The sequence below is a fragment of the Mucilaginibacter xinganensis genome, assembly GCF_002257585.1.
Taxonomy (GTDB): domain Bacteria; phylum Bacteroidota; class Bacteroidia; order Sphingobacteriales; family Sphingobacteriaceae; genus Mucilaginibacter; species Mucilaginibacter xinganensis.
The window spans coordinates 3,559,879-3,582,535 of record NZ_CP022743.1 but is presented as its reverse complement, the minus strand read 5'-3'; the positions used below and the strand labels follow the sequence as shown (position 1 = coordinate 3,582,535).

The 22,657-nt window shown below is 44.3% G+C and carries 18 protein-coding genes and 1 pseudogene; 12 read left to right on the top strand and 7 right to left on the bottom strand.

The genetic code is table 11. The features are described 5' to 3' along the window. Positions 1-20 precede the first annotated feature (20 nt). A complete protein-coding gene (locus MuYL_RS15675; protein ID WP_094571464.1) occupies positions 21-2,315 on the bottom strand; it encodes an ATP-dependent helicase in 2,295 nt (764 codons plus the stop codon). Between the two features lie 507 nt (positions 2,316-2,822). On the opposite strand from MuYL_RS15675, the gene MuYL_RS15670 reads away from it, so the two are divergent. From MuYL_RS15670 to MuYL_RS15655, 4 genes are all read left to right on the top strand, one after another. Further along, positions 2,823-3,713: an SDR family oxidoreductase gene (locus MuYL_RS15670; protein WP_094572975.1), complete on the top strand. Its 891-nt coding sequence runs from the start codon at positions 2,823-2,825 to the stop codon at positions 3,711-3,713. A gap of 5 nt (positions 3,714-3,718) precedes the next feature. Continuing rightward, positions 3,719-4,648, top strand: coding sequence for an NAD(P)H-binding protein (locus MuYL_RS15665; protein ID WP_094571463.1), 930 nt, complete (start codon positions 3,719-3,721; stop codon positions 4,646-4,648). Between the two features lie 13 nt (positions 4,649-4,661). Further along, complete coding sequence (locus tag MuYL_RS15660) at positions 4,662-5,582, top strand: helix-turn-helix domain-containing protein (RefSeq protein WP_094572974.1); 921 nt, start codon at positions 4,662-4,664, stop codon at positions 5,580-5,582. 235 nt (positions 5,583-5,817) lie between these two features. Next, positions 5,818-6,258: a hypothetical protein gene (locus MuYL_RS15655; protein WP_094571462.1), complete on the top strand. Its 441-nt coding sequence runs from the start codon at positions 5,818-5,820 to the stop codon at positions 6,256-6,258. 277 nt (positions 6,259-6,535) lie between these two features. Here MuYL_RS15655 and MuYL_RS15650 read toward each other — a convergent pair whose 3' ends face one another. The 3 genes and pseudogenes from MuYL_RS15650 to MuYL_RS15640 all read right to left on the bottom strand — a co-directional run bounded on the left by MuYL_RS15650 (position 6,536) and on the right by MuYL_RS15640 (position 9,852). After that, complete coding sequence (locus MuYL_RS15650; RefSeq protein WP_094571461.1) at positions 6,536-6,970, bottom strand: hypothetical protein; 435 nt, start codon at positions 6,968-6,970, stop codon at positions 6,536-6,538. Positions 6,971-7,177: 207 nt separating this feature from the next. Beyond that, a pseudogene (locus tag MuYL_RS23890) lies at positions 7,178-7,473 on the bottom strand (DUF1304 domain-containing protein). Between the two features lie 414 nt (positions 7,474-7,887). Next, positions 7,888-9,852: a M1 family metallopeptidase gene (locus tag MuYL_RS15640; RefSeq protein WP_094571460.1), complete on the bottom strand. Its 1,965-nt coding sequence runs from the start codon at positions 9,850-9,852 to the stop codon at positions 7,888-7,890. Positions 9,853-10,081: 229 nt separating this feature from the next. Between MuYL_RS15640 and MuYL_RS15635 the strand changes: the two genes are divergently transcribed. The 4 genes from MuYL_RS15635 to MuYL_RS15620 all read left to right on the top strand — a co-directional run bounded on the left by MuYL_RS15635 (position 10,082) and on the right by MuYL_RS15620 (position 13,311). Beyond that, on the top strand, positions 10,082-10,291 hold the full coding sequence (locus tag MuYL_RS15635) for a DUF2683 family protein (protein WP_094571459.1): 210 nt from the start codon (positions 10,082-10,084) through the stop codon (positions 10,289-10,291). Next, entirely contained in the window at positions 10,288-10,578 is a 291-nt protein-coding gene (locus MuYL_RS15630; RefSeq protein WP_094571458.1) for a type II toxin-antitoxin system RelE/ParE family toxin, read from the top strand. The genes MuYL_RS15635 and MuYL_RS15630 overlap by 4 nt, the downstream gene beginning before the upstream one ends. Before the next feature lie 102 nt (positions 10,579-10,680). Further along, a complete protein-coding gene (locus tag MuYL_RS15625; protein ID WP_094571457.1) occupies positions 10,681-12,687 on the top strand; it encodes a thioredoxin domain-containing protein in 2,007 nt (668 codons plus the stop codon). Between the two features lie 126 nt (positions 12,688-12,813). Next, the gene (locus MuYL_RS15620; protein ID WP_094571456.1) at positions 12,814-13,311 is read left to right on the top strand and encodes an FKBP-type peptidyl-prolyl cis-trans isomerase; all 498 of its coding nucleotides are present in this window, start codon (positions 12,814-12,816) and stop codon (positions 13,309-13,311) included. 74 nt (positions 13,312-13,385) lie between these two features. On the opposite strand, the gene MuYL_RS15615 is transcribed toward MuYL_RS15620, so the two are convergent. Further along, complete coding sequence (locus MuYL_RS15615) at positions 13,386-14,411, bottom strand: LacI family DNA-binding transcriptional regulator (protein WP_094571455.1); 1,026 nt, start codon at positions 14,409-14,411, stop codon at positions 13,386-13,388. 121 nt (positions 14,412-14,532) lie between these two features. Here MuYL_RS15615 and MuYL_RS15610 point away from each other — a divergent pair, with 121 nt between their 5' ends. The 4 genes from MuYL_RS15610 to uxuA all read left to right on the top strand — a co-directional run bounded on the left by MuYL_RS15610 (position 14,533) and on the right by uxuA (position 20,440). Further along, positions 14,533-16,011 carry a xylulokinase gene (locus MuYL_RS15610; protein WP_094571454.1) on the top strand — a complete coding sequence of 493 codons (1,479 nt, stop codon included), beginning with the start codon at positions 14,533-14,535 and terminating at the stop codon, positions 16,009-16,011. Between the two features lie 29 nt (positions 16,012-16,040). Further along, positions 16,041-17,369, top strand: coding sequence for a xylose isomerase (gene xylA, locus MuYL_RS15605; RefSeq protein ID WP_094571453.1), 1,329 nt, complete (start codon positions 16,041-16,043; stop codon positions 17,367-17,369). Positions 17,370-17,421: 52 nt separating this feature from the next. After that, positions 17,422-19,122: a sodium/sugar symporter gene (locus MuYL_RS15600; protein ID WP_094572973.1), complete on the top strand. Its 1,701-nt coding sequence runs from the start codon at positions 17,422-17,424 to the stop codon at positions 19,120-19,122. Between the two features lie 130 nt (positions 19,123-19,252). Beyond that, positions 19,253-20,440 carry a mannonate dehydratase gene (gene uxuA / locus MuYL_RS15595; protein WP_094571452.1) on the top strand — a complete coding sequence of 396 codons (1,188 nt, stop codon included), beginning with the start codon at positions 19,253-19,255 and terminating at the stop codon, positions 20,438-20,440. Between the two features lie 31 nt (positions 20,441-20,471). On the opposite strand, the gene MuYL_RS15590 is transcribed toward uxuA, so the two are convergent. Further along, positions 20,472-21,155 (bottom strand): LytR/AlgR family response regulator transcription factor, encoded by a 684-nt coding sequence (locus tag MuYL_RS15590; protein ID WP_245845580.1) that lies wholly within the window; start codon positions 21,153-21,155, stop codon positions 20,472-20,474. After that, positions 21,155-22,654, bottom strand: a complete 1,500-nt coding sequence (locus MuYL_RS15585; protein ID WP_094571451.1) for a TlpA family protein disulfide reductase — start codon at positions 22,652-22,654, stop codon at positions 21,155-21,157. Before MuYL_RS15585 ends, MuYL_RS15590 begins: the two co-directional genes overlap by 1 nt. Positions 22,655-22,657: the final 3 nt, after the last annotated feature.

Sequence of the window (22,657 nt, the reverse complement as noted above, 5' to 3'; positions counted from 1 at the left end):
AGAAATTAATATAATCTTTCTTAATTGTTAACAATACGTAATTTGGCAAACTTTAAAAGCAATTGTTTTTGGCCAATTTCTTTGAAAAATATAGTTGCTTTTATATCGGGTTTGTTGCCTTCAAGGGTTAACACTTTACCATATCCAAATCTCTCATGCTCAACTTCCATACCAACTTGTAATCCAGTTGTGTCAGACGGTGCAAAACCTGCTGAAGGTACGTGTGCCTTGGCCAGTATCGAGGTGGTTTTTACCGGCGGTGCCTTAGGTTTTGAAAAGGTATCGCCACTGGCGTTCCCGCTGCTGTTCTTGCTGGTCCACGCAGTGCGCTCATCACCAAAGAACGGGTTGTTGCTGCTCGCCGGCTTGGCTGTAAAATCAAGCTCAAGATACTGTGCGTCAATTTCATCCAAAAAGCGGCTTGGCTCGCAGCTAATCAATGTTCCAAACTTAAAACGACTGGTGGCGTAACTAATGGTTAACTTACTTTCGGCGCGTGTAGTTGCAACATAAAACAGGCGACGTTCTTCTTCCAAATCGCTGCGGGAGTTGAGTGACATTTGCGAAGGGAATAAATTCTCTTCCAGACCAACCACGTAAACCTGCGGGAATTCCAGCCCTTTTGATGAGTGGATGGTCATTAATGATACCGTATCTGCATCTTTGTTCTTATCATTATCGTCATTAGTTAACAACGCTATATCCTGCATAAAAACATCCAACCCTTTTTCTTCAAGGTCCTCGCGTTCCGAAAACTCCTTAATCCCGTTCAGCAGCTCCTGTATGTTTTCATAGCGGTTAAGCCCCTCAACTGATTTATCTTCATAAAGGTCTTTCAGCAAGCCCGAATGCTGTGCAATATGCAGCGCAGCTTCATAAGCCGACAAGTTTTTGACAATTACCTGGAAGCTCTGGATCATGGTGGCAAACATGCTCACCTTGCCTGCTGTTCGCCCGTCAAGGTATTGAGAGGCGTTAATGATTACCTCAAATGGTGTAACCTGGTTTTTATCAGCACTAACAATAATATGGTCAACCGTGGTGTCTCCTATGCCGCGGCGCGGATAGTTGATCACACGTTTTATAGCTTCTTCGTCGCTAGGGTTAAAGGTGATCCTGAAATAAGCTATCAGGTCTTTTATTTCTTTTCGCTGGTAGAAGGAGAGGCCGCCATAAATCTTATACGGGATCCCCAGTTTACGCAGCGCCTCTTCCATTGAGCGCGATTGCGCATTGGTACGGTAAAGTATGGCAAAATCATGCCAGTTAAGCCCTTTGGTGCTACGTTGCTGCATTATATCTTCAGCAACCAGTTTGCCCTCTTCGTTATCGCTGAAGGCGCGCATTACCTTTATCTTATCGCCTGCTTCTTTCTCGCTAAAAACCCGCTTTTTAAGCTGGTCTTTATTATTGGCGATAATGCTGTTGGCTATATTTACAATGTTTTGGGTTGAGCGGTAGTTTTGTTCCAGTTTAAAAACCTTCAGATCCGGATAATCCTTTTCAAAATTCAGGATATTCTGAATATTGGCCCCGCGGAAGGCGTAGATACTCTGTGCGTCGTCACCAACTACGCAAATATTCTCATTAACTGCGGCCAGTTTTTTCACAATAAGATATTGCGAAAAGTTGGTATCCTGATACTCATCAACCATCAGGTATTTAAACTTGTGCTGGTATTTGTTAAGTACTTCGGGGTGCAATTTTAGCAGTTCGTTGGTTTTGTAAAGCAAATCGTCAAAATCCATGGCACCGGCGCGGTAGCATCGGGTAGCATAGTTTTGATAGATAGTGCCTAACATGGGCCGTTTGGTAGCAATATCATCCGCCTGGATCTGGTCATTCTTCTGGTATTCCATCCACGATACCAGGTTGTTCTTGGCAGCCGATATCCGGTTAAGCACCAGGTTTACTGCATACAGCTTATCATCAAGGTTCATTTCTTTAATAATGGCCCTTAATACGCTCTTGCTGTCATCAGTATCATAAATGGTGAAGTTGCTCGGATAGCCTATTTTATCGGCCTCAATGCGCAGCAGCTTTGCAAAAACAGAGTGAAAGGTACCCATCCAGATGTTTTTGGCATCGGGGCCAACTATTTTGGTGATCCTGTCACGCATCTCGCGGGCAGCCTTGTTGGTAAACGTTAGTACCAGGATGTTAAACGCGTCTACCCCTTTGTTGATCAGGTGCGCCACCCGGAAGGTGATCACCCGTGTTTTGCCCGATCCTGCACCGGCAACTATCATTACCGGTCCGTTTATTTGTTCAACTGCTGCCCTTTGTTCGGGGTTTAATCCCTGTAAGTAATCCAAATTCTGTTCCTCTTTTCTGCAAGGGCGAAATTAGGATTTTTGGCGGAAAGCGGAAAGGAAGAATTCAGGAATTTGGAACCGGGAAGCACAAAGTTGGAACTTTCCTGTTCCGCGGAACAAGTGTGTACATGTGGAACAAGTGGAACAAAGCACAGTCTTACTGAAATTGCATTTTACCCGAAATTGAGCTAAAAATAAGGTTTTCGTTAAAGTGGCAGATGTAAACGGAACAAGTGGAACAGGTGGAACAAGATTTTTTGACCTGAAATGGGAAGCTTTTTTGTACACCCCGGTCCGATTTTCATAATGGTGGAACAAAAGTGGAACAAGCTTTTTTCGGATAACGAAGTAAACTTGTTGGTTCGATATTCGATATTAAACGTTCTTTTAAATATTCCCGTGATAATAATACTTATCCGCAGTGGTTTTGGCTAAATCAAAAGCAGATCCGGCTAAATCAATGCAATGGATGACCGCGATATTTGTATCATCAAAATTGGTAAACTTATGAAAGTATTTGTTACAGGAGCCACAGGCTTCATTGGTACTGCTATTGTGCAGGAATTAATAGGTGCCGGGCACCAGGTGCTGGGCCTTGCCCGTTCGGAAGAATCGGCTGCTAAACTCAGGGCAGCGGGTGCTGAAGTGCATCGGGGCGATCTCGAAGATCTGGAGAGTTTGCGGAGCGGTGCAACTGCGGCAGATGCCGTGATCCATGCCGGTTTTATCCACGACTTTACCCGGTTCGCGGCAGTTTGCGAGGTGGATAAGCTGGCCATTGAAGCCATTGGCCAGGTGCTGGCGGGTTCCGACCGCCCTTTTATCGTTACTTCCGGTACTGCGCTGGTTAGTCCCGGAACGCTGGCTACCGAAGATATTATTCCGCCTTTTAACCCGGCCTGGCCGCGGGCGTCTGAACAAGCCGCGGATGCTTTGGCAGCCCAGGGCGTTCGTGCGGCTGCCATACGCTTATCACCATCAGTACACGGCGATGACGACAAACATGGATTTATTCCCATTCTGGTCAATCTTGCCCGCGAAAAAGGTGTTTCCGCTTATATAGGGGAAGGGCAAAACCGATGGAATGCGGTACACCGGCTGGATGCCGCCCGTTTATTCCGCCTCGCTTTGGAAAATGCTACCCCCGGCGCCCGTTTTCATGGTGCTGCCGAAGAAGCCATTACCGTTAAAACCATAGCCGAAGCCATCGCCAAACAACTCAATATGCCGGTGGTATCTATTGCCCCGGAACAGGCTGGCGAACATTTTGGTTGGTTCGCACAGATGGCCGCGGTAGATTGCCCTGCTTCCAGCAAACTCACCCGCGAAAGGTTGAACTGGCACCCAACTCACGCTACCTTACTTGCCGATATTGAACATGGCGTTTACACAAAATAATAGTTATGAAAATTATTGTAACCGGGTCGTTAGGAAATATCAGTAAGCCGCTCACAAAAATATTGCTGAGCCGGGGGCATGCGGTTACCGTCATCAGCAGCGATCCAAAAAAACAGACGGAGATAGAAGCTTTGGGTGCAACGGCAGCCATCGGTTCTATTGCCGCCGTGGACTTCCTGGCCGAAACTTTTACAGGTGCAGATGCCGTTTACGCGATGATTCCGCTGAGTTATACCGAACCTGACCTGACTGCCTATTTACGCCGAATGGCGCAAAATTATGCGCAGGCCCTTAAGCAGACCGCCGTGAAGCGCGTGGTGGTAATGAGTGGTTGGGCCGCAAACCTGGTGCAGGGTGAAAATGTTGAGGATGTTTTTGATACGCTGACCGATGCCTCCATCACTATTATGCGGCCTGCATCTTTTTATACCAACTTCTACCAGTCTATGGATCTGATCAGGGGCAAGGGGCTAATGGGTAAATTCCTGGCCCTGCGCTATTCCGGACTTTGGGCACTGCTTAAGCGCAAAACAGGCCTGCTGATGGGTAATTACGGCGGGGATGACCGGACTGTTTTCGTTTCTCCGCTTGATATTGCGGATGCCGTAGCAGAGGAATTGTTGTTAAAGCCGGACGGCAAAACCATCCGCTATGTGGGCAGCGAGGAAATGACCTGTAACGAAGCGGCGCGGATTATCGGCACTGCGGTAGGTAAACCCTGGTTAAAATGGGTATTACTTTCTGACAAGCAAATGCTGCAGGGCCTGAAAATGGCTAAGGTTCCGGAAAAGCTGGCCGAAACCCTGGTAGCAATACAGGCGGTGATGCACAGCGGAAAGACTCTGGAAAATTTTCACCGGAGCCAGCCCAAAATGGGTAAAGTAAAACTGGCAGATTTTGCCAAAGAGTTTGCCGCGGTTTATCGTAAAAAATAAGTATATTGTAATTATGAACAGCCCCCAGCCTTTACGGTTCAAAACCATTACCGAATATCACCGGGCGGCAGGATTGCCCAAGCCGGAGCACCCGCTGATCAGCCTGGTGCGGATGGATACCGTTAGGCCGCCAATCACCGAAGGTTCGTTCAGTATGATCTTTGACTTTTATTCCATCTCGCTGAAAAGGGTATATAATGCCAAATTTAAATACGGGCAGCAGGCCAGCGATTTTGATGAGGGCGTATTGTTCTTTATGGCGCCGGGACAGGTATTTGGTATCGAGCTCAGCAAAGAGACACGGCACCGGCCGGAGGGCTGGATGATCCTGATTCACCCGGATTTTATGTGGAACACAACATTGGCGAAGACCATTAAGCAATACGAATTTTTTAATTATTCGGTTAACGAAGCGCTTTATCTTTCGGATAAAGAGGAAATGATGCTCAACGGCATTGCTGACCATATTGAACAGGAATATCACGCCAATATCGATCGTTTCAGCCAAAACGTGATCATCGCGCAGCTGGAACTGCTGCTCACCTATGCGGAGCGGTTTTACCAGCGCCAGTTCATTACGCGAAAGATTGCCAACCACGAGATCCTGACCCGGATGGAAGACTTGCTTTCGGGCTATTTCAACAGCGGCGCATTGGCTAAACAAGGTTTGCCCAGCGTGGCCTACATTGCCGAAACTCTTAATATTTCGCCCGGTTACCTCAGCGGTTTACTGAAGTCGCTCACCGGGCAGAGCACCCAGCAGCACCTGCACGGCAAACTGATTGAGCTGGCCAAGGAAAAACTGTCAACCACCAACCTGTCCGTTAGCGAGATCGCTTATGAGCTGGGTTTTGAGCACCTGCAATCCTTCAGCAAACTATTTAAAACGAAAACAAGTTTGTCGCCGCTGGAGTTCAGGGCGTCTTTTAACTGAACAAGCTTCGTTTTGGTATTTTCTTAGCGAATTTTTAAACTTGTTGCCAAACGCAAAAGCTTTATCAAACAAACCCCCGGCACTTTATAAGCGTGGCTTGGTTTGTCACAAGCTTTTTGTTATTGCGGCTAAGCGACATGCTTAGCCGGACGGGGGTAATGGGAGGATTTACATTGGAAAAATAGATTATTGCGAATCTTTTTTTTAAAGAAAGTGAATAAACCAAAAATAAAAAATGGCACGATTAAACTATAACATTTATACGCATATCAGCGACGATTCCTTGATAAGCACAAGTAAAATGCTTATTCCGGTTCAATCCATTATCTATAATATTTTAAAACCTAACCGTTGGAATCAATACAACGACGTTTCAACAAGCGACGCTTTAGCCATTAATTTTCTGAAAAAAGAGTCGATATTTCGGGGAAACATAGCAATGATGTTTGATGATTTGCCGCAAAGATTAACTTTTACTTTTGGTGTAACCAAATCCTTCGACGAAAATGGGGTACGCTATTTTTTGCGCGCATATATTTTTAAGAATCAGGAATTTAGCTTTTTTGAAAACAGGGTGGAAGAGCTCACGAATTTGGCTTTAGAAAAGTACAACTCCTGGAATAATTACGAAATAAGAATGCATGGCGAAAAAATAAAACTGAGTTCTGATACTTAAATCGTGTAGCGAGGTGCGAGCATATATTTTAAATTAATTTGATCAGTTTTTTTTCACAGTTTAAATTAATCTCACGATTTTTTTTAATGAAATACCGCTCCGCAGTCGCTCGGTTGCAGCCGAGTGACAAATATTATCCGGCCTCTGGCCACCAAGCAGCGCTTGCTGTTTTTAAAAGCTGAAGTCTATGACTCTTAACGACGTTATAAACTGATTTTCAAGTGCAAAAGCTTCATTCAAGTTATTGGGGACAATGCCAACAAATGAATAAATAACCTTAATGTCTAACCCCACCCTTTCTCCCTGATTCAACGATTTGTTCCATCGACCAGCTATTATATTTTCCCAGCGCTTCATTGATAAATTTTAAGATATCACTTTCAAAAAAATCAAATCCCTTATGCTTAAATACGGCGCAAGACAAAAAATGCCTTAGATAATAGTAATCATAACTCTTTGAAACGAAAAATTCGAATGTTATGCTGTCAGGAGCATCTTCAAATAAAATCCCCAGGTTTCCCAAAAAAACAGAATCATTTATTACAAAATTAATTGTCAATCCGTCAGCTGCAATAATGGGGTCTTTCAAATTCCACCCGCTGCCTTTCAATGCTTGTTCCATTTTCAACTCGATTAAAACAAGTTTGTCTCTAATAGTTAAGTATTGAGTATCATTGATATTGGTATAAACATTGTAATTTAATTTTTTCATCTAAAAATATTAATACTTAAATATCGTAAAATCATTCCGCAGTCATCCGGCTACAGCCGGATGACAAACATTATCCGGCCCCGGGCCGCTAAGTGTGTTTGTTGTTTTTAAAATCCAAAAGCTAATCAATCTTATCGAAATTATAAGGTGATCGTCAAATGGAAAACTAATTGGTGACAACACCCGCAATCGCATATCACGGTTCATCTACATCCAAACCAAAACTGCGGCTAAAGCCAGCACAGCGGGCAGCATTTGTTTAACAAGGATAGCTTTTCCGGCTGTTAATCCGCCATACAAACCGGCAATTGTAACGCAGCCTAAAAAAATAGTGCCACATTTTTTGCCCATAACGGATCACCAATCAGTAACGACCATATAAGGCCCGCCGCCAAAAAGCCATTGTAAAGCCCCTGGTTTGCGGCAAGCGCCCGGGTGGGTTCAAATAGTTCTGCCGGGAAGGTTTTAAATGTCGTCCGGCCTTTGGTTGTCCATGCAAACATTTCTATCCATAAAATATAAATATGTTCAAGGGCAACCAATGTTATTAAAACTAAAGCGATAGGTTTCATGGCGATAAACTGGTTTTTATAAATTTATGGTAAATCTTTAATATCCTGCAAAATAAATAGCAAACACAAAAAAGACCCGCCTTTCTCAAAGCAGGTCTTCTTAATTCTATCATCCGAAATCACGCCTTTGTTGGCGTTGTCACCAACAAAACGCTAGGTTGTGGTGTGGCAGTTGCTGTACTCAGCATGCTGCTGATTCTCAAATGCAAAATCTTCATCCAACTTGTTGGTGACAACACCAACAAGGGCATAAAATAGCAAACACAAAAAGACCCGCCTTTCTCAAAGCAGGTCTTCTTAATTCTAAAAATCTGAAATCGAACTTCCGATTCCGAAATCAATCAATTATTTTCCCCAAACATTGTTCTTGCGGTCAACATCAGGCAGCTGCCTGTCCGGATCAACCTCAAGCGACTGGATGGTTACCGTTGAAGGATAAATAAATGTCCAGACACCGCCACGCTGCCAAACGTTTACCGGCAGGTGCAGGGTTTCGGTTTTGCCATTGGTTTGGATGATCTTCAGATCTACCGGCATGGCCAGTTTTTCTTTATTAACCAGGGTAATGAGTGCACCATTGGCGGCATTGCCTTTTACATAGGTAACCGATTGAATGGCCTGGTCAAGCTTGTCGGTGGTAAAGAACCAGGGTTTAAAGAACCAGTTCAGGTCTTCGCCGGATGCATCGTTCATGGCGCGGAAAAAATCATAAGGCAGCGGGTGTTTAAATGCCCAGTGCTTAATGTATTCGTTAAAAGCATAGTCAAAACGGTCGGCACCTAATACTACATTGCGCAAAATGTCCAGCCCTAATGATGTTTTGTTATAATACTGGCCATAGTCGTTAAGTCCCATTGCCTCCGGAGCAGCCATCAGCGGGTCTGTCGCCCTTGCCATAAAGCGGGCAATGCCGTTTGATGGCCTGGCTTTGGCATCAAAATATTCGCCGTTATTGAATTTTTCGGTTGAGTACTGGTTGATAAAGGTGTTAAATCCTTCATCCATCCACATGTATTTACGCTCGTTTGAGCCTACGATCATCGGGAACCAGTTGTGGCCGATCTCGTGGGTTACATCGCCCCATAGTGCGCCGTTTTTAAGATCACTTAAACAGAAGATGGCGCCAGGGTATTCCATTCCCAGCGCTACGCCTGATACGTTTACGGCAGAGTTCCACGGGTATTCAAAATATTTGGCCGAATAGATCTCGATGCTGTTTTTAAGGTACTCTGTTGAGCGGCCCCATGAATCGTTCCCGGCACTTTCGGCAGGATAGGCGCTCATGGCAATGCCTTTACGGCTCGATGGCAGGTTAACTTTTGCACCATCCCAAATAAAGGCGGTTGACGCGGCCCAGGCAATATCGCGGGTGTTCTGCATTTTATAGTGCCAGGTTAAAGTGCCTTTAAATGGATGTGTGGCAGCCTGGCCAACTTCCTCCGGCTTAATTATCATTACGGTCTTATCGCTTTTGCGCATTTCTTCGTAACGCTTTTGCTGCTGCTCGCTTAAAACCTGCGCTGCGTTTTGCAGGTCGCCTGATCCTACAACCGTCATGTTTGCAGGGGCGGTTATGTAGTAATCAAAATCGCCGTACTCGCAATAAAACTCGCCAAGGCCCATATAGGGCAGCGTGTTCCAGCCTTCTACATCGTCATAAACGCACATGCGCGGGTACCATTCGGCAATTTCGTAAACATAGCCGGCTTTAAATTTTTTGCGTCCCATCCGGTCGGCACCATAAAACGGGATTGAAAAGCTATAGTTAACCTTCACCTGGATCTTTTCACCTTTGGGCCCCATAGGGGTTTTCAGCCTGATCTGCATCCGCGCATCAGTTATCACTGGTTCTGTTTTGTAGGTCTGTCCCTTGTAAGTTACCGATACCGACTCGATACGATAACCGCCGCGGCTAAAGCCTTTAACGTCAAAACGGTCGCCGCCGATAGGAGTGGTGGCGCCACCGCGCGAATCAGGTTTAAAAAGGTTCTGGTCCAGCTGCAGCCATAAATGATCCAGGTTATCGGGGCTGTTATTGGTATATGAAATGGTTACTTCGCCGGTAACGGTAGTATCCTGTGGGGTTTCGTTAAGCGATGCCTTTATCAGGTAATCGGCACGGTTTTGCCAGTAATGTTCGCCGGGCTGCCCGCTTGCCGAGCGTGTACCGGCACCGGTTACCGGCCAGGTGATGGGGCCAAATGCATCCAGGTGGTTATATTTTATAGAGTCGGTTTGTGCCGATGCTGAGCCGGCAGCCAGCAGTATGCCCAGCGCACCGAGGCAGTGAGTTAGTGTTTTAAAACGCATTTTGTATTTTGATAATTTTGGGGCCAAATTAGGCAAATAAAATATGAATATGATAATTTGTATTGGGGATGATACAGAGGGGGGATAGTTGATTAAGTGAGTGGTTTATTGGGTTGATAGGGAATAATGAAAAATATATCACTAAAAGACGTTATGTTGTCGGTGAACTGAAAAATGTTACATTTCTTAATGGGAATTATAATGCATAAAAATTCATATTTTTGTTAATATGGAATCCATTCTGATACATCCCGAAAGTGCAGAACAGTTGAAAACTGTTAAAGCTGTCTTAAAAGCTTTAAAAGTTCAATTTGAGCCCCAGTCTAATGTTTTACCCCCGCAGGTTTTAAAAAGCATTGAAAAAGGTATTAAACAATACGAAGACGGGCAAACAATCTCTCTTCAGGAGTTTACTGAAAAACATTTTTCTAAAAAATGAACGTTGAATTAAGGTTCACGCTGGAAGCAGAAGAAACGTTCGACGCATTAGTTACTCAACTGCAAGAAAAATGGGGAGATCGTTTTGTAGTTAAATTTGAAACCAAAGTTTTAAAAGCTCTTAAAACAATAGCAAATACCCCGTTTCTTTATCCTGTAGCTGAAGAAAATACCGGAATTAGAAAATGTATTTTACACAAAAGCTGTTCAGTATTCTACAAAATAAACGAGGACAATATTGTAATTATATGTTTTTGGGATAATCGTCAGGATCCAATATTTTTCTAAACATCAATCACTTTCTCCCGTTTTGTAAAACTTTTATCAAATCCAATTGATATTAATTCAAGTGCATTTAATATTTGCAATTTAGCCGCCTAATCAACCGCTATGAATCAACTCGCCAATTCTACCTCGCCATACCTGCTGCAGCATGCCAATAACCCGGTTAACTGGTACCCCTGGGGGCCCGAAGCCTTAAAAAAGGCCAAAGCCGAAAATAAGCTTATCCTGGTAAGTATAGGCTACTCCGCCTGCCATTGGTGCCATGTAATGGAGCACGAAAGCTTTGAGGATGAAGGCGTGGCCGAGGTTATGAACCAGTATTTTGTCTGCATAAAGGTGGATAGGGAAGAACGCCCGGATGTTGACCAGGTGTACATGAGCGCTATCCAGTTGATGAGCGGCCGCGGCGGATGGCCGCTGAACTGCATTTGCCTGCCCGATCAGCGGCCTATTTATGGGGGTACCTATTTTCGAAAAAACGAATGGACCAGCCTGCTGTTTAACCTGGCCGATTTTTACAAACAAAAGCCCGAAGAAGCTGAAGACTATGCCAAAAGGTTAACGGAAGGTATAAAGCAATATGAATCCGTCCCGTTTGTAAAGGAACAGCCCGACTACACCCGGGGGGACCTGGAGCTGATCATCAAAAACTGGAAAGAATATTTTGATAAAACGGAGGGCGGCATAGGCTCGTCGCCCAAGTTCCCGATGCCCAACAACTGGCAGTGCCTGGTGCGCTATGCGCACTTAATGCAGGATGAGCAGGTGGCTAAGGCGGTGAAGCTCACCCTTCACCAAATGGCTTTCGGGGGTATTTATGACCATGTTGGGGGTGGGTTTGCCCGTTATTCGGTAGATGGCAGGTGGCACGTACCGCACTTTGAAAAAATGCTGTATGACAATGCACAACTGGTAAGCCTGTATTCGGAGGCATTTACCTGGAACCCCGATCCGCTTTACCGGGAAACGGTTGGCGAGATCGTTAATTTTTTGCAGCGGGAACTCATGTCGCCTGATTATGGCTTTTATTCGGCGCTTGATGCAGACAGCGAGGGTAAGGAAGGCAAGTTCTACATCTTTACCAAAAAAGAGATTGATGAGATTCTCGGCGGCGCTGCCGAATTATTCTGCATCTACTATAATATCACCGAAGATGGTAACTGGGAGGAAGAAAACTCCAACGTGCTGTTCAGGAAGGAAAGCGACACAGCACTGGCCGAAAAACTGGGAACGTCCGTTGACGGACTTCTCAATAAAATAACAGCGGCTAAACAACAGGTGTTTGAGGCGCGAAGCCAACGCGTACGCCCGGGCCTGGATAACAAGATCCTTGCATCATGGAACGGGTTGATGCTGAAAGGCCTTTGTGAGGCTTATCGTGCATTTAACCAACCTGAATACCTGCAACTTGCTTTAAATAATGCCGGGTTTATTTTTGAGAACCTGGTAAATGATGCTGACAGGTTGTCACGCATCTATAAAAGGGGCGAACAGAACCAGGTAGCTTTTTTGGATGATTATGCAAATGTGATTGACGGGTTGATTGCCTTGTACGAAGTTACTTTTGATGAGCAGTGGCTAGTGCGCGCAAAAAAGCTGGCTGATCAGGCTATAACGCATTATTATGATGCTGAAAAGGGGATATTTTATTATACCGCTGCCGATGATGAACAACTGATAGCCCGTAAGGCTGAAATTATGGATAGTGTTATCCCTGCATCAAATTCGGTAATGGCACGCAGCCTGAAAAAACTTGGCTTATTATTTGACAATACCGGGTATGAAGAAATAGCGGCGCAGTTATTGCGAAACATTGTACCGCATTTGGCACGTTATGGTTCAAGTTATTCAAACTGGATCATACTGCTGATGGAAGAGGTGTTCGGTATTTACGAAATTGCCATAACCGGCAATGATTTTGAAGAACGGCGCATGGAAATAGAAAAAAATTACCTCCCCAACAAAATAATGTTGGGTGGTAAAAAAGGAAGTTTACCTTTGCTGCAGGACAGGTTTGGTGCTGTTACACAAATATTTATTTGTAAAGACAAAACCTGCGGATTGCCTGCTACCGACGTAAAGTTTGCACTGGCCGGTATTAACGGATTTTAAATATAAGGTCCGGCTTACATGGCTTAATACATAAATAAGTAATCAATAAAATAACATCATAATAAACCGGAAGTGTCCTGATTTGATCCGTTAGATCTGCTGAATCCCGGTCCAAACACATTTACAATGAAAATTAACCCACAACACGTAGTGTCATTAACTTACGATCTGTATGTTGACCAGGACGGTGCTGAAGTATTGCAGGAAAGCGCAACAGAAGAGCAACCGCTTACTTTTTTATATGGAGCAGGACAAATGCTTCCAAGGTTTGAAGAAAATTTAAGTGCCCTTTCAACAGGTGATACTTATGACTTCCGTTTAACTGCCGAAGATGCTTACGGCATCTACGACGAAGAGGCTGTAGCCAATTTGCCATTAGAAATGTTCAACGAAAGCGGCGTTCCGGAAATAGGAACAGTGATTCCTTTACAGGATAACAATGGCAACCGTTTCCAGGGCCAGGTAGTATCAGTAACTGAAGATTCGGTAATTGTTGACCTTAACCACCCGATGGCAGGGCAGGAGCTTCATTTTAAAGGCAATATCCTTAATGTACGCCCGGCAACTCCCGAAGAGTTATCACATGGCCACGCACATGGTGCCGATGGTCATCACGCACACTAATTCTTAATGTAAAGGCCCAATGCTTTGTGCCCTAAAATAATTAAGTAACAGGGACATCAGATTTGATGTCCCTGTTACTTTAATGTTGACCCTCTGATAATCAATTCCGGTTTAATACTTATTGTTTTAGGGACAACCGATGCCATTGTTTGCTCCAGTTCATCAAAATATAAATTTGCTACCGCTTTACCCATATCAACGCTAAACTGATCAATAGTGGTAATTGAGGGACTGGTGATGGCTGTAAAAGCTTCATTTGAATACCCGCAGATTCCTAATTGCGATGGTACTTTTATGTGCAGGTCATTGGCAACCTCCAGTACCCCAAGGGCCGAGAAATCAGATGTTGAAGCAAAAATAGCATCCGGGGCAACCGCAAGTCTTAATAATTTCCTTGTTGCTTCGGCGCCTAATTCTTTTGTCCAGGCGTTCTCCACTATAAAAGCTTTATTGACCGGGATATTGAATTTTTGGAGCGCCCGCAAATAGCCCGTTTTCCGTTGCCTGAAGATATTCAGGTTTTGCGGCCCTTCCAGCAAAGCTATTTGGCGGTATCCCTGTTCAATTAAATGGCTTATGGCCTCAAATGCCGCTTGTTCGTTGTCGTTTATAACTTTTAACGTCTCCAGGTCGTCTGCCACGCGGTCAAACTGGATGAGCTGGATGCCCTGGTCTATCACATTTTGTAAATGATCGTAGTTGTAGCTGTCTGCCGAAACCGAAATTACAATACAGTCCACACGCTGGTTAATCAGGGTGGTAACACATTTTACTTCTTTGTCATGCTGCTCATCCGACTGGCAAATGATCAGGTTATAGCCTCTTTGGTAAGTGATGTCTTCAATTCCTGCAATTACATTGGCAAAAAAGTTTTGATTAATGCGCGGCACAACAACGCCAATGGTTTTGGTTTGCCCCATTCGTAGGTTTGATGCCAGCGTATTGCGCTTATAATTCAATTCGGTGGCTGTTTTCAGTACCAGTTGTTTGGTGGCTTCATTTACGTAGCCATTGCTGCTCAGCGCCCTTGAAACTGTAGAAGCAGTTACATTGAGCTTTTGAGCAATATCATAAATGGTTACACGTTTCTTTCGGTTCATAAATCTTTGTAAAGATGATAAAATATTTTTCTGCAATCGATTGCATATTGAAAAATTAAATTAAATTCGTTGCTTTAAACAAATTATAAACAGCCCCGCTTTGGGCTAATTCATCTTCATCATGTTATTGTTAGGGATTGATATAGGCACGTCCTCGGTAAAAGTTTCCATAGTCGATGCTTCATTACAAAAAGTATTGGCAGCTGCACAGTACCCGGATGCGGAGTCGCCAATTATAGCGTTGCAACCCGGCTGGGCCGAGCAATCGCCTGAAATGTGGTGGGAACACGCGCAGCATGCAATCCGGCTTTGCCATCAAACAGCAGCTTATAACCCGGCAGATATTGCGGCAATAGGGATAGCCTACCAGATGCATGGCTTGGTGCTGGTTGATCAACATCAGCAGGTGCTTCGCAACAGTATCATTTGGTGCGATAGCCGTGCGGTAGCCATCGGCGATAAAGCTTTTGAGGCGATAGGGCCGGAACGCTGCCTTTCGCATCTGCTCAACTCGCCCGGAAACTTTACCGCGTCAAAGCTGGCCTGGGTGAAAGCGAATGAACCGGAGATATATAGTAAGATAGATAAGATAATGCTGCCGGGTGATTTTATTGCCATGAAGCTTACCGGCGAGGTTACCACATCGGTATCAGCCTTGTCTGAAGGGGTGTTTTTTGATTTTAAAACCAATAGCATTTCAGAAGACGTTATCAATTACTTTGGTTTTGATGAGGCGCTCTTTCCTGTTATCAGGGAGGTATTCTCGCCGCATGGTAACCTTTTATCGTCAGTGGCACAAAAACTGAGTTTAAAACCGGGCATCCCGGTAACCTATAAATCGGGCGATCAGCCTAATAATGCCCTTTCATTAAATGTGCTTAACCCCGGCGAAGTTGCAGCAACAGCAGGAACATCGGGGGTGATCTATGGGGTTACAGATCAACTGGGTTATGATCAGCAGTCGCGCGTTAACACCTTCGCCCACGTAAACTACACCGAACAGCAGAAGCGCCTCGGGGTGCTGCTGTGTATCAACGGAGTTGGCAGCATGTACAGGTGGTTAAAACAGGTGTTCGGGCCGGATGAAAGCTACCTGCAAATGAATGCCGGGGCAGCCGGGGCACCATTGGGCAGCGATGGCTTGCGCGTACTGCCTTTTGGCAACGGTGCAGAGCGGATGCTGAATAACAAAATAGTTGGCGCCCATTTTCATAATATCGATCTGAATATTCACGGCCGTAACCACGTGGTAAGGGCCGTACAGGAAGGGATAGCGTTTGCCTTCAGATACGGACTGGATATTATGCGCGAAAACGGCATGAACCCAACCATTATCCGCGCCGGCAAAAACAACTTATTCCTGAGCGAATTATTTACCCAAAGCTTTGTGAATATTACCGGTGTACCGGTTGAACTGTACAAAAACGACGGAAGTGTGGGTGCAGCGCTGGGTGCGGGCATAGGGGCGCAAATCTTTTCATCGCCGAAACAGGCATTTGAACACATGCACCCGGTGCAACTGGTTCAGCCATCAACCCAACACCTTGAACCCGCTTACCAGGAATGGAAAGCCTTACTTGAAAAACAATTAACAAACTAAATAAATCGGTATAATCAATCTATAAAATCATGAGCATAATAACAGGTGAAAAAGAATTTTTTAAAGGTATAGGCCAGGTAAAATACGAAGGACAGCAATCAGATAATCCGCTGGCATTCCGCTGGTACGACGAAAATAAGGTAGTGGCCGGCAAAACGATGAAAGATCATTTGCGTTTTGCCTGCGCTTACTGGCATTCGTTTGTTGGCAATGGCGCTGATCCGTTTGGTGAGCCAACCCACGTTTTTGCATGGAATGAAAAATCTGATGCGGTTGAACGTGCAAAAGATAAAATGGATGCTGCCTTTGAGTTCATTACCAAAATGGGCATAAACTATTACTGTTTTCACGATGTTGACGTGGTTGATTATACCAACGATGTGAACGAGAACGACCGCCGTTTACAGGCATTGGTTGATTATGCCAAACAGAAACAGGCGGCCAGCGGCGTAAAATTACTTTGGGGAACTTCAAACCTGTTCAGCAACCGCCGGTATATGAACGGTGCGGCTACCAATCCTGATTTTCACGTGCTGAGCCACGCGGCAGCGCAGGTAAAAGCTGCTATTGATGCAACTATAGCCCTAGGCGGCGAGAATTATGTTTTCTGGGGCGGAAGAGAAGGTTACATGACTTTACTGAACACCGATATGAAACGCGAGCAGGAGCATTTTGCGAAATTTTTACATACAGCAAAAGACTATGCCCGTAAACAGGGTTTTAAAGGCACTTTCTTTATCGAACCAAAGCCTTGCGAACCAACCAAGCACCAATATGACTACGATGCTGCAACGGTACTGGGCTTTTTGCAGAAATACGACCTGCTTAACGATTTTAAATTAAACCTGGAAGTTAACCATGCAACCCTGGCAGGCCACACCTTCCAGCATGAACTGCAGGTAGCTGCCGATTCAGGTTTGCTGGGTTCAATTGATGCCAACCGTGGTGACAACCAGAACGGCTGGGACACGGATCAGTTTCCGAACGATATAAACGAGGTGACCGAAATTATGATGATCATACTGGAAGCAGGCGGTTTCCAGGGCGGGGGTATTAACTTCGACGCTAAGATCCGTCGTAATTCAACTGATCCTGCCGATCTATTTTACGCTCACATTGGCGGTATGGATATTTTTGCGAGGGCGTTAGTTATTGCTGATAACATCCTCCAAAAATCTGAATACCTAAAATTGCGTAAAGACAGGTACGCTTCATTTGATGCCGGTAAAGGAAAAGATTTTGAAGAAGGCAAGTTGTCATTAGAGGATTTGCGCGCCTATGCAATTGATAATGGCGAGCCAAAAACCATCAGTGGTAAACAAGAATACCTGGAAAATTTGATAAATAGATATATATAGTTTATAATTGTCAAACCAACATATAAAAACCTAATTTTAGTAAACAATGAACCTGAAAACCCTCTCGTATGGCGATTATGCTGTATTCCTGATCTACTTTATTATCGTATCCGGCTATGGCTGGTGGGTTTATAAACGTAAGCATAACGCCGATGCCACTTCTAAAGATTATTTTCTGGCAGAGGGATCACTTACCTGGTGGGCTATCGGGGCTTCATTAATAGCTTCAAATATCTCGGCTGAGCAGTTTATCGGAACAAGTGGGTCAGCCTTTAAAATGGGCCTGGCCATTTCAACTTACGAGTGGATGGCTGCTATTACGCTGATCATTGTAGCGGTATTTTTTATCCCGGTGTATCTTAAAAATAAGATTTTCACCATGCCGCAATTTCTTCACCAGCGTTATAATGGAACGGTAGCAATGGTAATGGCTATCTTTTGGCTGTTGCTGTATATCGTGGTTAATTTAATGTCTATTTTATACCTGGGCGCGCTGGCAATCAGCGGCATCTCTGGGATTGACATTCACCTTTGTATCTGGTTGCTGGCAGCGTTTTCCATTGTTATTACATTGGGCGGGATGAAAGTTATTGGTTACACAGATGTTATCCAGGTGGCTGTACTTATTTTAGGTGGACTGATGGCTACCTATCTTGCATTAACGCTTTTGAGCGAAAAAGAAGGTACCACAGGGCTGTTGAATGGATTCAAAATTCTACATTCCGAAGCTTCTGATCACTTCCACATGATCTTTAAAAAGGACAATCCAAATTATATGGACCTTCCTGGATTAACCGTATTGATAGGCGGCATGTGGATTACTAACCTTAACTATTGGGGCTGTAATCAATACATTACGCAAAGGGCGTTGGGCGCTAATCTTAAGACAGCAAGAGGCGGTATCCTGTTTGCGGCTTTCCTTAAGCTGCTAATGCCGGTTATTGTGGTATTGCCTGGTATCGCCGCTTACCTGCTTTATCAGAAAGGAATGTTCCACCAGGAGATGATGAGCTCATCAGGGGTTATCGATCCAAATAAAGCTTACCCATCATTACTAAACCTGTTGCCTACCGGCCTAAAAGGACTGTCGTTTGCGGCATTAACCGCTGCTATTGTTGCTTCGCTTGCGGGTAAGGCTAATAGTATTGCTACAATTTTTACGCTCGACATCTATAAAAAAGCCATTAACCCCGATGCTACCGACAAAAAGTTAGTGGTTTTGGGTAAATGGTCGGTAGTTGTGGCTATGGTGTTGGGTATTATTTTATCCGAACTGATAGGTAAAGCACTGATGGGCGAAGGCAAGCAGGGCTTCCAGTATATCCAGGAATATACCGGGTTCGTTTCACCTGGCATCTTCGCTATGTTTATTCTTGGCTTCTTTTGGAAAAAAGCTACCTCTAACGCAGCAATGTTTGCTACCGTGGGCGGTTTCATCTTCTCCTGCTTCTTTAAGGTATTACCCCGTTTTGCCGATCTGCGTTTCCTTTCGCCTTATGGCTTTTCAAAACTCGCATTGCAGGATGATAAGGTGACCAGCCTTTATGAGATCCCTTTCCTTGACCGTATGGGTTTTGTATTTATTATTTGCGTGGTTGGAATGTTCATCATTTCCAAAATTGATCAGGCGAGGGGTGTTACAACAAACGGGCTTGAAATTGACAGTTCAATGTTTAAAACTTCAAAAGGTTTTTTAGCGGGTGCACTTATCATCACCGGCATAGTGGTTGCTCTTTACTCCATTTTCTGGTAAAAAATACCCTTAACGCAAAGACATATAAGAGCCGGGAGATTTCAATTTTCCGGCTCTTTTTTATTTATGAGGTCTTGATTCTTGCATCTTCACGCTAATCCCTATTTTTATCGCAAATAATCATATTATCATGTTCAGTAATTTAGAACAAACTTTTCGCTGGTATGGCCCTGCTGACGCTGTTACGTTAACAAGCATCAGCCAAACAGGGGCTACCGGTGTGGTAACCGCGCTGCATCATGTTCCCAGCGGCGAAGTGTGGAGCCTTGATGAAATAGAAACCCGTAAAAGTGTGATCCAGGCTGCGGGGCTCACCTGGTCGGTGGTGGAAAGTGTTAACATTCACGAAAGCATTAAAACGGCAGCCGCCGACCGTGATCAGTACATCGAAAAATATATAGCAACACTTAAAAATCTGTATAAAGCGAACGTTAAAACAGTTTGTTACAATTTTATGCCGGTGCTTGACTGGACCCGTACCGATATTGATTATCGCCTTCCCAACGGTGCTTCGGCATTACGCTTTCATGCACCTGCGCTTGCCGCGTTTGACCTTTATATTCTTGAACGCGAAGCTGCATACATTGAGTTTAATACTGATGAACAAAAGGCTGCAAAAAAATATTTAGACGGGATTGGCAAGGATGCTAAAAAAGCGCTTGTTAAAAATGTCATGGCCGGTTTGCCCGGTACAGATAAGGTTTTGACTATAGCAGAATTTAAGGATCATCTTGAAAAATATAAGAATATTGATGCCGGAATGCTGAAACAAAACCTTGCTTATTTTCTGCAGGCAATAATTCCGGAAGCAGAGCAACTGGGGATAAAAATGTGCATCCATCCTGACGATCCGCCGTTCCCGATATTTGGCCTGCCGAGGGTGATTTCAACAGAAGCAGATCTTGAATTTGTGATAAATGCATCGCCATCGGGCAGTAATGGGCTCACGTTCTGTACGGGGTCATTAGGTGCAAGGGAGGATAACGACTTGCCGGGAATAGTTGACCGCCTGGGCAAACATATTCATTTCCTCCACTTACGTAATGTACAGCGCGAAGCTGATGGAAGCTTTTACGAAGCCAATCATTTAGCGGGGAGTACTGATATGTATGCCGTTATGAAAAACGTGATACTGGAGCAAAAGCGGCGGGCCGAAAGCGGGAGGGAGGATATTGCCATTCCGATGAGGCCTGATCATGGGCATAAGCTTCTGGATGATTTTAGCTATAATACTTTTCCCGGATATTCAGCAATCGGCAGGTTAAAAGGCCTGGCCGAGCTCCGTGGTTTAGAAATGGGGATAAAAAGAGGTTTATAGATCAAATCGTAGAGACGCAATGTTTACGTCTCTACGATGATGATAAGATGTTTCCGTCAAACGCCCCGCCAACGGGAATCACATTTTTACCAATATGCAGTTGGTGCCGCTCAATTCTGTCAACCTTTAATTTGTTAACGATGTAGGAGCGGTGTACCCTTGCGAAAAGCTCGGCCGGCAATAACGAAACCACCTCTGTAATGGTAAGCCGCGACATAATCCTGTGGCCATCATTCATAATGAAACTCATATAATTGCCGGCGCCTTCAAGGTAAAGCAAATCGTCGAATATGATCTTTATTTGCTCATAACCTGCTTTTATAAAAATACTGGCAGCAACTGTAGGCGCTTTTTGTTTAAGCAGTAATTGTTCATTCGCTTTATGGCAGGCTTTCAAAAAGCGGGTAAAGGCAAATGGCTTCAGCAGGTAATCAATGGCATTCAGTTCGTAGCTGGTTACCGCGTGCTCGGCATACGCAGTAGTGAAAATAACCAGCGGTTTTTGCTGAAGGCTTTCCATCAATTCAATGCCGGAAATATCCGGCATTTTTATATCCAAAAATATCAGGTCCACGGATTCTTTCGCCAAATAGTCTATGGCCTTAAATGCATCTGTGAAATATTCGGCCACCTGCATAAACGGTACTTTGGCAGCCAACGATTTGATCACTTCCAGCGCAAACGGTTCGTCATCTATGGCTATGGCTTTTATCATTAAAGGTATTTTTCTATTTCGGTATAAAGTTCTTCACCGTCGCTCGGTTGTTTGGTATCGGCCAGTACAAGTTTGCCGGTTTTGTCGAAAATAAAGTAGCTTGGATATAGCCGCTCCTTTTTTCCGGGCAGCAACTCTTCCCAAAACTGTTGGATCTCGCTATTGCTTTTACGCAAATGTATGCCGGTTATCCCGTTCAGCCTGATAAATTTTCTCCAGTCGGCGTCCTTTTCATCGGCGTCCATATCCAGGTACACAAATACTACATCTTTATCCTTAAAGCGCTGTTTTAGCCTCGGATTAAAGGTTAGTTCCCTTTTGCACGGGCCGCACCAGGTTCCCCAAACGTCTAAATATATTACTTTTCCCTTAAAGGTATTCACCACTTCGTAAATAGATTTTACTTTGTCATAACCTGCAAATACATCAATATTTTTAAGCTGTTCGTTTTGTCTGCCCAATAACTCAAGCGTATTTACCCTGCGCTGTAATATCGCCATATAGCTGCTGTTGGGGAAATTGGTTTTAAAGTCGTCCATCAGCGGTGTAACGTGGCTGATATCTTTTTCCCGGCACTCTTTCCAGATAGCCTGGGCAAGATATTGTTCGGCTACACTTTTGCTAAAGTACTGCTTCATCAAATACCATCGGATATAACTTTTTCCATTTCTTTTAACCACCGCAAACGCGCTGTCAAGTTCCATGTGGTAAACTTTCCGGAACGCTTCTTTGCTGCGCACATCGGTTGGTTCGTACTGCATAAAGATCTTGCTATCCAGGTAGCTAACGTAGTTTTCAACAAAATAATAGTACCAGGGGCCGGCAGGAAATGTTTTTGGGTTGGGTTGCAGACCATCAAAATTTCTGATAATAAATTCACCAACCATTTTTTTATCGGCAGGCATAACACCACGGGCAAAGTAATTGAGCTCATTATAAGCCTGGTAATATATTTCCGATTCGATCAGTTTTTTATCATTGGCGGCTATTTTGGAACCTTTTACACGCGCAATATTTTCGTCCCTGATCTTAAACCACGGCTTTACCAGTTTCTCCTGTAGTTCAGCAACCTGGAGTTTGGCATAAGGATTGGTTTTGTAATCGCCCTGCAAAAAGAAGGGTGGTTCAGTCAGTTTGGCCTGGTAAAGCAGCTTGTTTTCTTCAGCGCCCGTGCCGCTGAAGCCGGTGATCTTCCCCACCGAATCAATCAATAAACTAAGAGATTTCCCCGGGCTTAATAAAATAGTGGTCATTTTATTCTTGTAATAAAACGTGGCGAATTTTTGTGTCGTCACCATAATTTTATCAACAAACCCGCCCTTATCACTAATAGGTATCCTTGTATCATTTTCACTGAAATTGCCATAAACTAACGGGATATTTAAAGTGATTGAATCAGTGCCTTTAAAGTTTTTAATGCGCCCGCTTAGTTTAAATTGGGCAAAGCTATTGAGGCTGGCCATTAACATAATGACCATTAATGTAATTTTATTTTTCATTTT

Coding starts and splice junctions, on each gene's coding strand:
- MuYL_RS15590 (WP_245845580.1), bottom strand. CDS start 21,155: ATGATAAAAGCCATAGCCATAGATGACGAACCGTTTGCGCTGGAAGTG.
- MuYL_RS15620 (WP_094571456.1), top strand. CDS start 12,814: ATGAAAATTAACCCACAACACGTAGTGTCATTAACTTACGATCTGTAT.
- MuYL_RS15615 (WP_094571455.1), bottom strand. CDS start 14,411: ATGAACCGAAAGAAACGTGTAACCATTTATGATATTGCTCAAAAGCTC.
- MuYL_RS15625 (WP_094571457.1), top strand. CDS start 10,681: ATGAATCAACTCGCCAATTCTACCTCGCCATACCTGCTGCAGCATGCC.
- MuYL_RS15650 (WP_094571461.1), bottom strand. CDS start 6,970: ATGAAAAAATTAAATTACAATGTTTATACCAATATCAATGATACTCAA.
- MuYL_RS15640 (WP_094571460.1), bottom strand. CDS start 9,852: ATGCGTTTTAAAACACTAACTCACTGCCTCGGTGCGCTGGGCATACTG.
- MuYL_RS15610 (WP_094571454.1), top strand. CDS start 14,533: ATGTTATTGTTAGGGATTGATATAGGCACGTCCTCGGTAAAAGTTTCC.
- MuYL_RS15585 (WP_094571451.1), bottom strand. CDS start 22,654: ATGAAAAATAAAATTACATTAATGGTCATTATGTTAATGGCCAGCCTC.
- xylA (WP_094571453.1), top strand. CDS start 16,041: ATGAGCATAATAACAGGTGAAAAAGAATTTTTTAAAGGTATAGGCCAG.
- MuYL_RS15635 (WP_094571459.1), top strand. CDS start 10,082: ATGGAATCCATTCTGATACATCCCGAAAGTGCAGAACAGTTGAAAACT.
- MuYL_RS15655 (WP_094571462.1), top strand. CDS start 5,818: ATGGCACGATTAAACTATAACATTTATACGCATATCAGCGACGATTCC.
- MuYL_RS15630 (WP_094571458.1), top strand. CDS start 10,288: ATGAACGTTGAATTAAGGTTCACGCTGGAAGCAGAAGAAACGTTCGAC.
- uxuA (WP_094571452.1), top strand. CDS start 19,253: ATGTTCAGTAATTTAGAACAAACTTTTCGCTGGTATGGCCCTGCTGAC.
- MuYL_RS15670 (WP_094572975.1), top strand. CDS start 2,823: ATGAAAGTATTTGTTACAGGAGCCACAGGCTTCATTGGTACTGCTATT.
- MuYL_RS15660 (WP_094572974.1), top strand. CDS start 4,662: ATGAACAGCCCCCAGCCTTTACGGTTCAAAACCATTACCGAATATCAC.
- MuYL_RS15665 (WP_094571463.1), top strand. CDS start 3,719: ATGAAAATTATTGTAACCGGGTCGTTAGGAAATATCAGTAAGCCGCTC.